Raw genomic sequence first — 12,973 nt, 5'->3', positions numbered from 1 at the left:
CAAATCAACTTAAAATTTAAAAAGACCCTGTTAAAGATGAAGCATTCTTCCGATCCTGATTTCAAGAATCAAGAGATACTTCAAAAGGAAAGCGAGAAGTCATTCCTGCTCGATTTCAGCAATGATATGACAGCTGTCCGAAGCCGGGAAGATCTGGCTTTGGTCGTTAACAGGGCATTTAGGAAGCTTAATCCGGATGGCGGTTATGTGATCAGAAAGGTCAATGCGGATGGGACAACGATGTCTGCCTACCTGCATGATACCGGCGCTTCCACATTCGACACAGCTTTGTTAGAACGGGTACTCGCCGAAGAATACCCGATCGATGATGGTATCCAAAACCGCATTATAAATAGCCCCATTCCCCTTCTTTTTAACGTCCGGCAAGAATTGCAACGGGGCTACCAGATTTCGTATCTGAACCTTTGGGAAAATATGGGTTTTAAAACAATGGTCGGCATAGCATTGCGTAATGGCGATGCGAATGTAGGCTTGCTGCTTCTGAGCATTGATGAAATCAATATTCCGATCTTGCAGGGCATCTGCTCGCAAATCGCAATCGCGATGGGTAACATTATGGCTAACGAGGAGATACTCCGGCGCCAGGCAGAGCAGCAGCTCATGCTCGCGTTTTCAAACGATATCACAGGTGTCAAAACCAAATCGGATCTGGATCATGTAATTTCCAGCGTCTTGCAGGGCCTGTTTCAAACCCGGATCGCTGTTTTATACCTGCTGGCGGAAGACCAGGTCACGCTGCTGCCATATCTTTTTGACAGGCAGTTTTTTCAGGAAAATGAAGTTGCCCAGCACGAAGAATTCTATTCTTTGAATATCCACGAGGAGCATGTGAAACTGGTCTTTGAAAACAACCAGCCGGTCTTGCTGGAAATCGATGAAAATCTGGAAGCAAAGTGCCTGAAACTGTCTATCCAGCGTGAACAGCGCGGGCTCAACAGTGTTTACGCATCAGCACTGAGATTGGGTGACCAGAAGCTGGGCATGGTCTGGATGCTGGGTGAACAGATCAGCGCGCCGCTTTTGCAAGGAATTTGTGCACAGATTTCGACTGCCGTCTCCAATGTACTGGCTAGTGAGCAGATCCTGCGTTTGAAAAAGCAGCTTGAAGATGAGAATGACTACCTCAAACAACAACTTAACACCAATTTTGAAGAAATCGTGGGCAATAGCCAGGCCATGCAGCAGGTATACCGGCTCATTTCCCTGGTTGCTGAGAGTAATGCGACGGTTCTGCTGCTGGGCGAGACAGGTACCGGGAAAGAGCTGATCGCCAGGGCTATACACCATGCATCGGCGCGGAACGCGAAGCTGATGATTAAGGTGAATTGCGCTGCAATGCCGGCCAGCCTGATTGAAAGTGAGTTGTTTGGTCATGAGCGGGGCGCATTTACCGGGGCTGTTGAGCGGCGCATCGGCAAGTTTGAACTAGCCAATGATAGCACGCTGTTTCTGGATGAGGTTGGTGAAATGCCGATGGAAACGCAGGTGAAGTTATTGCGCGTTTTGCAAGAAAGAGAGATAGAGCGTGTGGGCGGAAAAACGACGATTAAGTTGAACGTCCGGATCATTGCGGCGACCAATCGGGACCTGGAAGCAGAAGTGAAAGCAGGACGGTTCCGTTCGGATTTGTACTACCGTTTGAATGTATTCCCCATCAAGCTGCCACCACTCCGCGACCGACAAGAAGATATCGAAAGCCTTGCAGGATTTTTCTTGTCAAAATTCAGCAAAGGCATAGGCAAGAAAACCGTAAAGCTTTCAGCCAATGCGTTACGGCAATTGCATGCCTATCTGTGGCCCGGCAATGTGCGCGAGCTCGAACACCTCATTGAGCGATCGGTGATACTGGCCACAGGCCCCATGGTCCGCGAATTTTTCCTGCCACAGGCGACGGCGACAAATATCGATGCTCAGATCATGCAATCCGGTTTACCATTGGAAGAGGTCGAGCGCACGCATATCATCCAGGTACTGCGCCGGTGCAACGGCAAGATTTCGGGCGTGGGAGGTGCGGCAGAAATACTGGGCATCCCCGGTAACACCCTGCATTCCAAGATTCGCAAACTCGGCATTTCAAAAGCGGACTACTTCTCGCATTAACCCGGCTTCACGGCATTCATACTCATCAAATAAAATGGTGCCTTTCATGTTTTCACTAAATAAAGTGAAAATGAAATGATCTATTTTTATTCAAACAACTAACATTCAATCAGTTAGCTATTTGGCATTGAAATGGCAAGCTTAGAATCATCTACACGATTTTAAACTTAAATATTTCAGAATCATGAAAATTGTAATTATTGGCGGTACGGGGTTGATCGGATCGAATGTGAGTGAAAAACTTCGGCTGCTGAGGCATGAGGTTATAGTCGCTTCTCCATCAACGGGTATCAATGCAGTGACTGGCGAAGGCCTTGCGGACGCCATGGAGAATGCAGAGGTAGTCGTTGACCTTTCCAATTCCGCTTCTCCCGAAGAAGAGACTGCGATCAATTTTTTCCGCGCGGCAGGCAAGAACCTGGCTTCGGCGGAAAAAGCGGCAGGCGTGAAACATCACCTAATTCTCTCCATCGTAGGAATAGACCGCGCCCAGTACATTGGCTACCTGCGCGCCAAAAAGGAGCAGGAGGATATCATTAAAGAGTCCGGCATCCCGTTCACGATCATCCGCGCCACGCAGTTCCACGAGCATATCACAACCATTATCGCGGTGCAATCCGATGACGAAGCCATCCACGTATCTAACGTGGATTACCAGCCGATTGCGGCGGAAGACGTGGCCGTATTAGTGACCCGCCTCGCATTGGAAGCTCCCAAAAATACAACGGTCGAGATCGCAGGCCCTGACCGCGCGCCTATGCCCAAGTTTGTAAGCCGGTATTTGTCTGTCAAAGGCAATGAAAATCCCTTGAAAGCCAACGATGATAATAAGTATATGTTCCTCGAAATCCCTAAAAACATGCTGGTGCCAGAGGGCGAATTTTACCCTGGCGCGATCCGGTTCGATGACTGGGTGAATGGCTAATCGGGCGATTATTTTTTTAACCATTTCACAAAACCAAAAATTATGAAAATAGTAATTATAGGCGGTACAGGCCTGATCGGCTCCAATGTTACCAAAAAACTTCGCCAGCTTGGCCATACCGTTATAGCCGGTTCACCTTCAACGGGCATCAATGCACTCACCGGCGACGGGCTTTCGGATGCATTGGAAAATGCGGATGTAGTCGTTGATCTTTCCAATTCACCTTCATTCGATGAAGATCCGGCCATTCAGTTTTTTCAAACAGTAGGCCGCAATATTTTGTCTGCGGAATTAAACGTAGGTATCAAACACCATGTAGTCCTTTCCATTGTAGGTACACACCTGATGGAAGGCATGGGTTATATGCGGGCGAAAAAGATTCAGGAAGATCTTGTAAAAAACTCCGGTATACCTTATACGATAGTCCGCAGCACCCAGTTCCAGGAGTTTGTGCCGACGATCGCCGCAGGAGGGACACAAGGCAACGAAGTTCAAGTTTCTAAGATCGATTTCCAGCCCATTGCGGCCGAAGAAGTGGCATTGTTCATAGCGCGGTTTGCGATATCAGAGCCAGCGAACGGAATTGTCGAAATTGCTGGCCCTGTCCGTGGACCGATGAGTGAATTTGTCGAGCAGTATGTCAAAGCAACGGATGCAGGTAAATCTGTGATCGCTAATTACAACAATGAATACTTCGGGCTCGCAGTTTCGCCCTCGACATTGGTCCCGGAAGGAAATGCATATTTGGGTGAAACGCGCTTTAAGGACTTTATTGCTTCGATTGCGACGAAAGCCTGATTGCTCCACACTCATTCAGCAGTGGTTCCGGTAGCTTCAAACTATCGGAACCTATACCTAACTTCTACTACCGTACCATCATGGACATCCCTCACGATAAAAGGGCAGTGATTCGATCGCTGCATTACATTTCAGGCATTACACTATCTGTTTTTATCGCATTCCACTTGCTAAACCATCTTTTCGCACTGAACGGGCCCGAACAGCACATCCAGATCATGGAAAAATTCAGGCTCGTATACCGGCATCCGGTAGTAGAAACTTTGTTATTGCTGGTAGTCTTTTTTCAAATCGGCACAGGCATCAGACTGGTTTACAAGAGAGACGCAAAAATTCCTGCTGAAAAGATCCAGGAATATTCTGGGCTTTATCTTTCCTTTTTTCTGCTGGCGCATGTAGGCGCGGTGCTGTCGGGCAGGTATGTAGAAAGCCAGGACACTAACTTCTACTATGCCGCCGCCGGGCTTAACTACCAGCCCGCTACCCTTATTTTTATTCCTTATTACTTCCTGGCTGTCGCCTCGATCAGCCTTCACGTTGCAGCCATTCACTACCTGAAAACGCGGTCGACAAAAATGGCTGTCGCAATTGCAATCATTGGGGTCATCACTTCATTCGTAATCATCTTTGGTTTCACCGATTACTTCCGCTGGCGGGATATGCCTTTGCAATATGAAGAGTTTATCAGGAAATTGGTTTGAGTTGTCTGTCGCCGGCTGCTTTTCTTTACAACCTTGCGTTAAGCATTACTCAATGCAGGTGCCTTTTTTATATAGGCTTGATCGTTGATCTGATCTGAAAAGAAGTCCGCCATATCCTCCCGGCTATGTTTCAAGCTTTGTTTTTGGCCGAAGTAACCCACATGGAGCTTGCCGGTAGCAGGCGCGTCCGTCAGCCAGGGTACCCGAACAATGGTCCAGTCCAACTTCGAATGCTGTATGTGTTTCCCCATATTGATTACTTCTTGATAAGTACCTTTTGCAAGCAGCTTCAACAATGTAACCATGATAAAGAATCTAAGGTCCGGCCCATCTTCCGCGACTTCAATGTTTCGTGTGCCCAAAGCGACAAGCCTGTTCACGTGGTGTTTCTCCATCGCCTGTACAATGCGCAGGACGCCATCGCTCAGTGTGGTATCTGATACCTTACCCTTTGGTCCAAGAAAACTAAGAACGGCACCTGCCCCCTGAACTGCCGTTTCAATTGCCAATTCATTGCGCAGGTCTCCTTCGACAACTTATAATCGATCGTGGACTATACCCAGCTTTGAGATGTCCCTTGCGTAGGCGGTAACCTGGAAGCCTTTTTCCAGGGCTTTAATGGTCGCGATCCTGCCGGTTTTACCCGTCGAACCAAATATGGTAATGTTCATGAACTTAAAAATTTGATACGCTGCAAACCTACCCACATTTGACGGCTGCTTAGAGAAGCTTTCGTTGAGGAAAGCACTAACTCGCCAGAAAGTAGATCATAATCGGAAATACCAAAATGACGACACCCGACCCAACACTTCAACAAGAATGTAGTGCCGCACTTCTTCCGGTCAGAGATGCCCTGGAAGTGCTCGGTGGCAACTGGAAATTGCCGATCCTGATTATTTTATCGGACCGTCCGAAGCGTTTTGGACAAATATCCAGGGAGTTGGCTGGGATCAGCGATGAAATGCTCTCGAAAGAATTAAAAGACCTTGAAACGAACAAATTGGTAATCCGCACCGTGCATGAGGCTTTTCCGCCGAAGGTAGAATACAAACTAACCGAGTATTGCCATTCACTCGCAAGTGTGCTCAGCGCTCTCAAAAATTGGGGTTCGAACCACAGGGAGATAATCATGAATTAATGGTTAGTGGCAGGATGAGAGCCTATTTGTCCCTGCTTGCATTATTGCTGCAACACTTCCGACGGAGACCGGCCGAATTCCTTTTTGAAAACAAAAGAGAAATGCGACAAATCTTCGAAGCCGACTTCGAGGTAAACATCGCTTGGCTTTTGTCCTTGCTGGCTGATCTGAAAATAAGCTTCCTCCAGCCGCTTCTTTTTTAACCAGCTTCCCGGGTTGCTGCCGAAAGCATTCTGAAAATCCCGCTTAAAAGATGACAAGCTTCGGCCCGTCAGAAAAGCAAAGCGTTCCAGACTGATGTTAAAGCGAAAATTCCGGTTCATGTAGGCTTGCAGGTCGATCTTGGCTGGTGCACCGAAATTGAAGAAAACACCAGCCAGGCCAGGGTCAGATTTTAAGATAATCATCAGCAGCTCCTCACGCTTGATGTCGGCGAAATTTTCGTCTAACACCAGATCTCCCGTATAGTAGGGTTCCAGTGAATGGATGTAATTCTTGATCAGCCTACTTTCCTTGATAAACAGGAATGAGTCGCTTTTGTCAAAAGCGTTTACGTCAAAGGGGTGACGGTCCAGGAACGTTCTTAGAAATGGCTCGTCCAGGGTGATGATAATTTTTTCAAAAGCGCCATTGTCTTTGTACTTCGTATAGCGGACCAGATGGTTTTTCCTGGCGATACAGTAATCGCCAGGTACCATCTGATAATGCTTGTTACCATCGAACACCTTCATTGAACCCGTCAGCAGGTAGAGAAAAAAATGTTCAGAAATGAATTGCTCCGGCGATATTTCCGGGCCCAGATGGCAGGATTGTATGTTGTTGACTTTCAAATTTAATGGCTGCTGTTTTAACCCAAAGGTAATCATTTGAAAAGACTATCGATACTGGCCAAAAGCGCAGTCTGTTTGTCTACCGGCTTCCAGTTAAGCATTTGAAATGCTTTCTGATTGGATAATTTTATATAATATTTTTTGTCCGTAGGGGTCATATCCGAAATGTTGACTGCCAAATGCGGCCGCTCTGCTTTGATGAGCTGCGCCACATCGTAAAAACTCATCACACCCTCAGATGTCGCCAAAAAACGTTGCCCACTTGCTGACGGGTGTAGCATTGCCTTGACATGGATATCGGCCACGTCGCGAACATCGACGACCCCGAAGGTAAAATCAGGGCTTTCTGTCACCACTCCGCCAATGATCCCTTTAACGATTGTGTCCAGTGAAGCCGACGAAATACCGCCAATTGTCGGCCCGAATATGCCTACTGGATTTATCACCGTGAGTTCCATAGCACCTCCCTCGTTTTCAATAAACTGCCAGGCTGCTTTTTCTGCCAGTGTTTTTGATTTGATGTATGCGGCAAGTGGCGCCTGTTCATCGCTCCAGTCCTCCTCGGTAAAGACATGGTTTTGCAGGCCTCTCCCATAGCCGATCGCTGCAAAAGACGAGGTAAGCATCACCCTTTTGACATCTGAGTCGCGGGCAGCCCTTAATACATGCAAAGCGCCCTCCCTGGCGGGAATAATCAGTTCATTCTCATCCTCGGGGTCCTTGGCGGGAAAGGGCGAAGCGATGTGCAATACATATTCGCAGTCTTTGACAGCGTCACCCCAGCCATCGTCGGCCGTCAATTCGGCCTGGTGGAACGACAGCTGATCAAATTCAGTAATCCCGGCAGTTCGCAAGGCGTGGATTACTTTGTCCTTTTTCGACAGGGTGCGCAGCGTTGTCCTGACTTGGTAACCTTGTTGCAGCAATTGCAGAATCGTGTGAATGGCGACAAATCCGGTGCCGCCCGTAACTAATACTTTGCTATTCATGATTGTGATTGTTTAAAATTGAAATTTGAGCCCGGTCGCCGACTGTGCATATTCCCAAAGCTGCGTTGCCAGTTCAGGATTTTTCATCGCGGGTGTCGAATGCTTGGACAATACAGGATATCTTGCGTATTCTTGCTCGCCATCAGGGCCGTAAAATTCCCCGCCCATTACCGCGGGGGCGGTTGCCGCAAACAGGCTGGGCAATGCGCCTTGCCAGGGCTCCATGACGGTCTTGTAGTGGTTGAAAAGGCCAGTCAAAATTTCACCCGGGATGTGTCTTTGCAGGTCAGTGCGGGCCACTCCGGGGTGCGCTGCGAGGGACAAAATCGGGCAATCGGCTGCTTTAAGCCTCCTGTCCAGCTCGTAAGTAAAAATGATGTCCGCTAGTTTGCTGGTGGCGTACTCCCGCCATTCATCATAAGGCTTTTCCAGCCTCAGATTGTCAAAATCAATTCCTGTCACCAGTGTCGCAGCCCCGCTGGTCAGCGTAACGACCCTTCCCGCAGGGGCCGCCAGCAATAGCGGCAGCAAATGCGCGGTAAGTGCAAAATGTCCTATGAAGTTGACCCCAAACTGCATTTCAAAGCCGTCATCGGTTAAAGATGGTGGAGGGATCATCACACCTGCATTGTTGACAAGGATGTCCAGTTGCTTGTAAGTAGCTTTGAATTGCTCTGCAAATGTTTCGATCTGGTCCAGGCTGGCAAGATCAAGTATGGCTATGTCCAGCCTGCCGCCGTCGCCGGACTCCTGCCTGATTTTTTGTGCCGCTGCTGCGGCCTTCCGTTCATTTCTCGCAGCGATTGTTACATCGGCCCCTTTTTCATACAATGCCTTGGCGGTCTCGTAGCCAATGCCTGTATTGGCACCGGTTACAACGGCAATTTTGCCAGTAAGGTCGGGGATGTTGTCTCTTGTCCACATGTCTTATTCGTTTTTTAGGCAAATTTCGACACTGCGGTAGAAGAAGGCTTTGTTGTGAGGGCCAACTTTATTTTGTTGTAGAGTCCAAGTTTCAACAAGCCGTTGTGGTAAGAGCTACGTCTTCTGATAACCGAATGTTACAAGATTGCATTACTGTCCATACAGCGATGAGCCAGTTTGCGCCATCAAATAATGGACATTTCTATGAAGAGTCAGAAGTGGCGAGTTGCTCAAAGTTCCATAACAGTCGGTCCGGGCAGCGAAGTCAAGTTGCGGCATGGCAAAACTTTTATCGTGTTGCGCCAAGCCAGTTCCTTAGTTGCTCACGGAATGTGCTCGGTCTGGTTTTATCGTGATTGTAGTAAATTTCACCTTTTGAACTTTTGATTAGTAAATAGGGACTTACATTTTTATTTACATACAACCAAATGAACTTTCCGTTTTTGGTCTTGAATTTTCCTTTTGCATAGTCACCCGCAGCAAAACCACCTGTTTTATAGGCGATTTCAGGAAGCTTGTCCACTAGTTCGTACCCAATTACTTCGGCCTTATTTAAGGTTACGCCGAAAGAACCCCGGATTTCCAGCATGTCTGGTCCAAGTACGAGTTCACTGCTTTTGTAATCCGTAAAGCTTTCAAACATTAAAACCAGAATAATTATCGAAAGCACCCCTCCAGCGATGTAAGTACCTTGCTTTTGCTTAGTGGTAGTATGATAATGCGCACTCGTGCTGATCAGAAAGTACAGATAGGCACAAAGCGGGAATTCTATCATGAATATGCTTGCCCAATTATTGTTGATTAAGCTGAGCAACAAAACACCGCCCAGCAGCGCCCCCGCCAAAATCAGATGAAACTTTTTGAAGTAGGCCAGGTAAGAAGTAATGTCAAACTGTTGCCGGTCTTGTTCCGACATTGTATTGTACCCGGACAGAATGTACCGCGCATTATTTTTGGTCACCACAAAACCAATTGAGCCAAAAACCAGCGATAAGATAAAGGCGATAAAAATCATAATTGTAAGGGTTGTGAATTCAGCTGCAACACTGTATTAATCAAGCAATTTCTGCCGAAGTAATGTGATGTAAAAGCCATAAAAACAGAGCAATCGTTATTATGAACGTAAGCGTGAAGACGGCCTTTCAGCGAAGAATGCTATTATTCAATTGTTTTCTATACCGCTTCACGCTGGAAATACTAATACCTGTCAGACTCACAATCTCTGAGACAGAAAGTCCCTTTTCGAATCCGCGCTTCACCTTTAAGAAGTTTCCCTCATTTACCCCACCCGGTCTGCCAATATGCTTTCCCTTAGCTTTTGCCAATAGTTGTCCAGCTTTTGTTTTCTCGAGAATCATTTCTCTGTCGTATTCTGCGAGAGATGCAAAAATCCCGATCACCATCTTCCCTGCCGGAGTAGAAAAATCAATGCCTAAATCCAGCGCCTTGAAGATAATCCCCTTTTTGGCAAAATCTCCGACCAAGTTGATAAGATGATCCCTGCTCCTACCTAATCGGAAGAATCTCGATACGACTACTGTGGAGAGCATCAAAAAGTGTGGGGCAGTTAAGCGGCTGTCTGGATAAGCTGCTCCGCAACTTGGCGAAAACCCGGATGCCATTGATAGCTTGCATCAGTTGCCCCACACTTTTTGATACGCTCCTATGGTGTATAGATAGGACGGTGGGTTCGTTGAAAAGCACTATTCCTAATCGTTCAATTTGGCACTGACCTAGATAGAACAGGTCTGAGCGTCGATCGATGGGGTGGGGAAAGAGCAGAGCCACCGCGTAGGATTGCCTTTTTATATACTAGATGAACCGAGACGCACAAGCCAAAATAAAGAAAACCACCAGTCATCCCGGATCGTGGTTGATGACCGGATAAGTGCTGAAAAGAACAGCCTTAATGCGGTAGAGTGGCGTCAGCGCGAGTCGACACCATTCTTCCACACGGGCTTATCTTTTGGAAACAGAGTGGGTTCCCGTCCCCTGCGGGTCCAACTTTTCCATTAATCTCTCCCATCACCGGAAGCCTCACCTCGATGAACACCAAGGCGTTCCGAGCAATCCGTACGACCTCCGGGGTTTGGGCCCCTCGGCGTAAAATCCCACCCAGCGGGCAAGGACCGCAACCTTGTAGATCCAAACCCCTTACGATCACCTGACTGCGGACGAGGACTTCCCTTGTCAGGCGGCTTCGGCGCCGTATCATAAAGGATTCAAATCGCATATGAACCGCTGTTTCAACCCAGGCCCCACTAAACGCAGGCCTGGGAAACACGTACGGAGAGACCAATGGGTGTGAGCATACCCTTGGGCAACCGGTATTCAGTTAATACATATGTTAATATGCCGGTGGGGCGGGTCGTGATGCTGGTACACTACGATCTGGTAGAAGCACAGAGGGGAGCTTTGTAGTGATGGCTGCCCAATCACACCTTCCATTCAATCTTCTGCAACCTCTCTCCTATTTTGGATAGGCTTCCCCATATCAGCTGCTCATCCGGCAAGTCCCCATAAACCAGGCTTTTGAACCGCCCATTGTACGTGGCCCTGAGCTGCGGCCATATTTTTTCCAAATCCGCAAAGACAAGGGCATGTGCCGGATGATGGTAAAGCCATTCCTTGTTGTTCCTGAAACTCACTTCATCATCCTGGGCGACCTTGTGCAGCATCTGGTCAAACGCCGCTGACTGGAAGAAAAGGGCCATGTCCTGCTGCTGCAGGAGTTGGTGCAAATCGTAGACGTGCCGGATTTTGTTCCGTAAATCGCTGACCGGTTCGGGGGTATGGGAAAACCGGACCAGGCTCATGATTTTTTCGCACAGGGTTCGGGTTGGTGCCAGGATGGAAACACCAAAAGGCGTCAGACCGTATTCTTCGGCCAAGGCGTCCTGCCTCTTCGCCACCATCATGTCATAAACCAAGGAACTGACTTTGCTTCTTTCCGTAGGTTCCGGTGAGCCGAGCCAGCTCGATTCCAGGATAATCATGTCCCTCACCTGGCCGAATTCGCCCGCAAAAACCTGCGAGTACGAATGGGCGGTCTTACGGATCATCCCCTTCTTGTTGGTGATCCCTTCTCTTTCAATTTCCGGTAGCACCTCCGCAACGGCATTGCTGATGGCCTTCAGGCGTTGTTTCAACTGGTTGGCGGTCAGAGCCGGGTCCTTGACCACCACCAGGTCGACATCCTCGGAAAAACGCTTGATGAAAGCATGGCACTTGGCCAAAGCGGTGCCGCCCTTGAATACGACAAATTCAGCCAGGGGGCTGGTGAAGATACGGTGGAGGGCCAGGGTGACCCAGTAATCTTTCTCCACGTATATTTCGGGCAATCTCATAGATTCCGCTGTCAGGGAAACAGCATCTTTGAAAATATCCGGTTCCTCATGCAGTTTCATATGATATTCCAGTTGGAGGCGCTTTTGAGCAAAGTGCCGTCAATCCCCAGGGCATAGTTGGTCAAGGGGTTTAGGCTCTCCTTCAATTCTGTGGCATCCCGGGGATAGGAAAGCTCTTCAAGGATAGCCCCCAGTAATGCCCTGACACGCGGCGGATAGGATAGGGCATAAGTAACGAAGTCCCGCCGTTCTTTCTGGCTCAACTCCCTGATCCGGTTCTTAAACAGCGTAAGGGCGGCTTTCATATCAACGTCGGGTATCTGTTTCAAATCCTTCATGGCATCCAGGAAACCCAGCATCCGGTAGTTCCGCTCTGTGACATCGACATAGCTTTTCACTCCCTTGATTTCCAAGCCGCCCACTTTGCTCAGGTTGCGTCGTTCCCGGCTGGCGATCTGAATGGTGGAAGGCACCTGGGTCGTCAGTCCCAACTGATTGTAGAGCGTCAGCCCGGTGATATAGGCGGTGCGCTTGCCCTTGTTGAATAGGTAAGGTTTAAGCAGTTGGCTCTCATCAGGCCGCTTCTCCCCGAAGACGGTTTTCCTGGGACGGTAAAACCGCCCCCTCGCTATGCGTTTGATGACCCCTTTCTTCTGCAGGCGCTCCAAAGCCTTGGCCGTAGAAAAGAACTCATCGGGCCCGATGCGCAGCTGTGCGTAGCCGAAAGTTGTGTCTTCGGGTATGGTTTTCACCTGCCGGGCTATGGTCTCTGAAATGCTCATCATGTAAAGATAGCATGTTGCGAATGGGTTGTCAAGTTTTGTGTATAATATACTTGACAAACAAGGTACAGTGAATTGGTATGCTTTGTTTTAGGGTAGTTAGCACATTTCGGACGGTCCCGCGACGGCGTACCGTGCCGTTGCCGTAAATCCGGTTTACTTATCGGACGTAGAAAGTCAAAGTCAGAGTCCACTCCATTTAACTGCTGGGCGGGTGTCCTCCCCTTTATACACATGGCGCTGAGAATGCCGTACAAGGATCCTGCACGGTCTTTCAGGCTACACGAAATTCTCATCGCGATAGGATTAGGCCTTTGGCCTGCATGGCCCATACATCGTTGAGGATCGGGGGCCACCCTTGTCCATGGACCGAAACCACAGCTTGACGCGCTTACGTCAGGCTCACCCAAGGGCGTAG

13 protein-coding genes and 1 pseudogene are annotated in these 12,973 nt (G+C 48.6%); 5 read left to right on the top strand and 9 right to left on the bottom strand.

Annotated features, from left to right (window positions below; all coding sequences use genetic code 11):
- Window positions 1-36: 36 nt before the first annotated feature.
- The 4 genes from GBK04_RS26095 (at window position 37) to GBK04_RS26080 (ending at window position 4,545) form a co-directional block, all read left to right on the top strand.
- Window positions 37-2,121 carry a sigma-54 interaction domain-containing protein gene (locus GBK04_RS26095; RefSeq protein WP_152764854.1) on the top strand — a complete coding sequence of 695 codons (2,085 nt, stop codon included), beginning with the start codon at window positions 37-39 and terminating at the stop codon, window positions 2,119-2,121.
- 184 nt (window positions 2,122-2,305) lie between these two features.
- Window positions 2,306-3,046 carry an SDR family oxidoreductase gene (locus GBK04_RS26090; RefSeq protein WP_152764852.1) on the top strand — a complete coding sequence of 247 codons (741 nt, stop codon included), beginning with the start codon at window positions 2,306-2,308 and terminating at the stop codon, window positions 3,044-3,046.
- A gap of 42 nt (window positions 3,047-3,088) precedes the next feature.
- Window positions 3,089-3,844: an SDR family oxidoreductase gene (locus GBK04_RS26085; protein ID WP_152764850.1), complete on the top strand. Its 756-nt coding sequence runs from the start codon at window positions 3,089-3,091 to the stop codon at window positions 3,842-3,844.
- Window positions 3,845-3,924: 80 nt separating this feature from the next.
- Complete coding sequence (locus tag GBK04_RS26080) at window positions 3,925-4,545, top strand: hypothetical protein (RefSeq protein WP_152764848.1); 621 nt, start codon at window positions 3,925-3,927, stop codon at window positions 4,543-4,545.
- A 38-nt stretch (window positions 4,546-4,583) separates the two neighbouring features.
- Here GBK04_RS26080 and GBK04_RS26075 read toward each other — a convergent pair.
- A pseudogene (locus GBK04_RS26075) lies at window positions 4,584-5,069 on the bottom strand (NAD(P)-dependent oxidoreductase); the annotation flags it as partial.
- A gap of 12 nt (window positions 5,070-5,081) precedes the next feature.
- Window positions 5,082-5,216, bottom strand: coding sequence for an NAD(P)-dependent oxidoreductase (locus GBK04_RS31165; RefSeq protein ID WP_373331362.1), 135 nt, complete (start codon window positions 5,214-5,216; stop codon window positions 5,082-5,084).
- Between the two features lie 116 nt (window positions 5,217-5,332).
- On the opposite strand from GBK04_RS31165, the gene GBK04_RS26070 reads away from it, so the two are divergent.
- Window positions 5,333-5,683 (top strand): winged helix-turn-helix transcriptional regulator, encoded by a 351-nt coding sequence (locus GBK04_RS26070; RefSeq protein ID WP_152764844.1) that lies wholly within the window; start codon window positions 5,333-5,335, stop codon window positions 5,681-5,683.
- A 41-nt stretch (window positions 5,684-5,724) separates the two neighbouring features.
- On the opposite strand, the gene GBK04_RS26065 is transcribed toward GBK04_RS26070, so the two are convergent.
- From GBK04_RS26065 to GBK04_RS26035, 7 genes are all read right to left on the bottom strand, one after another.
- Window positions 5,725-6,513, bottom strand: a complete 789-nt coding sequence (locus GBK04_RS26065; RefSeq protein WP_373331361.1) for a helix-turn-helix domain-containing protein — start codon at window positions 6,511-6,513, stop codon at window positions 5,725-5,727.
- A 32-nt stretch (window positions 6,514-6,545) separates the two neighbouring features.
- A complete protein-coding gene (locus GBK04_RS26060; RefSeq protein WP_152764840.1) occupies window positions 6,546-7,502 on the bottom strand; it encodes an SDR family oxidoreductase in 957 nt (318 codons plus the stop codon).
- Window positions 7,503-7,514: 12 nt separating this feature from the next.
- Window positions 7,515-8,426 carry an oxidoreductase gene (locus tag GBK04_RS26055; RefSeq protein ID WP_152764838.1) on the bottom strand — a complete coding sequence of 304 codons (912 nt, stop codon included), beginning with the start codon at window positions 8,424-8,426 and terminating at the stop codon, window positions 7,515-7,517.
- 289 nt (window positions 8,427-8,715) lie between these two features.
- The gene (locus GBK04_RS26050) at window positions 8,716-9,441 is read right to left on the bottom strand and encodes a DUF3784 domain-containing protein (protein ID WP_152764836.1); all 726 of its coding nucleotides are present in this window, start codon (window positions 9,439-9,441) and stop codon (window positions 8,716-8,718) included.
- 127 nt (window positions 9,442-9,568) lie between these two features.
- On the bottom strand, window positions 9,569-10,048 hold the full coding sequence (locus tag GBK04_RS26045; protein ID WP_152764834.1) for a recombinase family protein: 480 nt from the start codon (window positions 10,046-10,048) through the stop codon (window positions 9,569-9,571).
- A gap of 813 nt (window positions 10,049-10,861) precedes the next feature.
- Window positions 10,862-11,833 (bottom strand): nucleotidyl transferase AbiEii/AbiGii toxin family protein, encoded by a 972-nt coding sequence (locus GBK04_RS26040; protein WP_152764832.1) that lies wholly within the window; start codon window positions 11,831-11,833, stop codon window positions 10,862-10,864.
- Window positions 11,830-12,558 carry a DUF6088 family protein gene (locus GBK04_RS26035; protein ID WP_373331360.1) on the bottom strand — a complete coding sequence of 243 codons (729 nt, stop codon included), beginning with the start codon at window positions 12,556-12,558 and terminating at the stop codon, window positions 11,830-11,832. Before GBK04_RS26035 ends, GBK04_RS26040 begins: the two co-directional genes overlap by 4 nt.
- Between the last annotated feature and the right edge of the window lie 415 nt (window positions 12,559-12,973).

Origin of the sequence: Salmonirosea aquatica (genome assembly GCF_009296315.1) — a bacterium.
Lineage (GTDB): Bacteria > Bacteroidota > Bacteroidia > Cytophagales > Spirosomataceae > Salmonirosea > Salmonirosea aquatica.
Note: the sequence above shows the minus strand (reverse complement) of the source record. Positions and strands in the feature narration are given on the sequence as shown.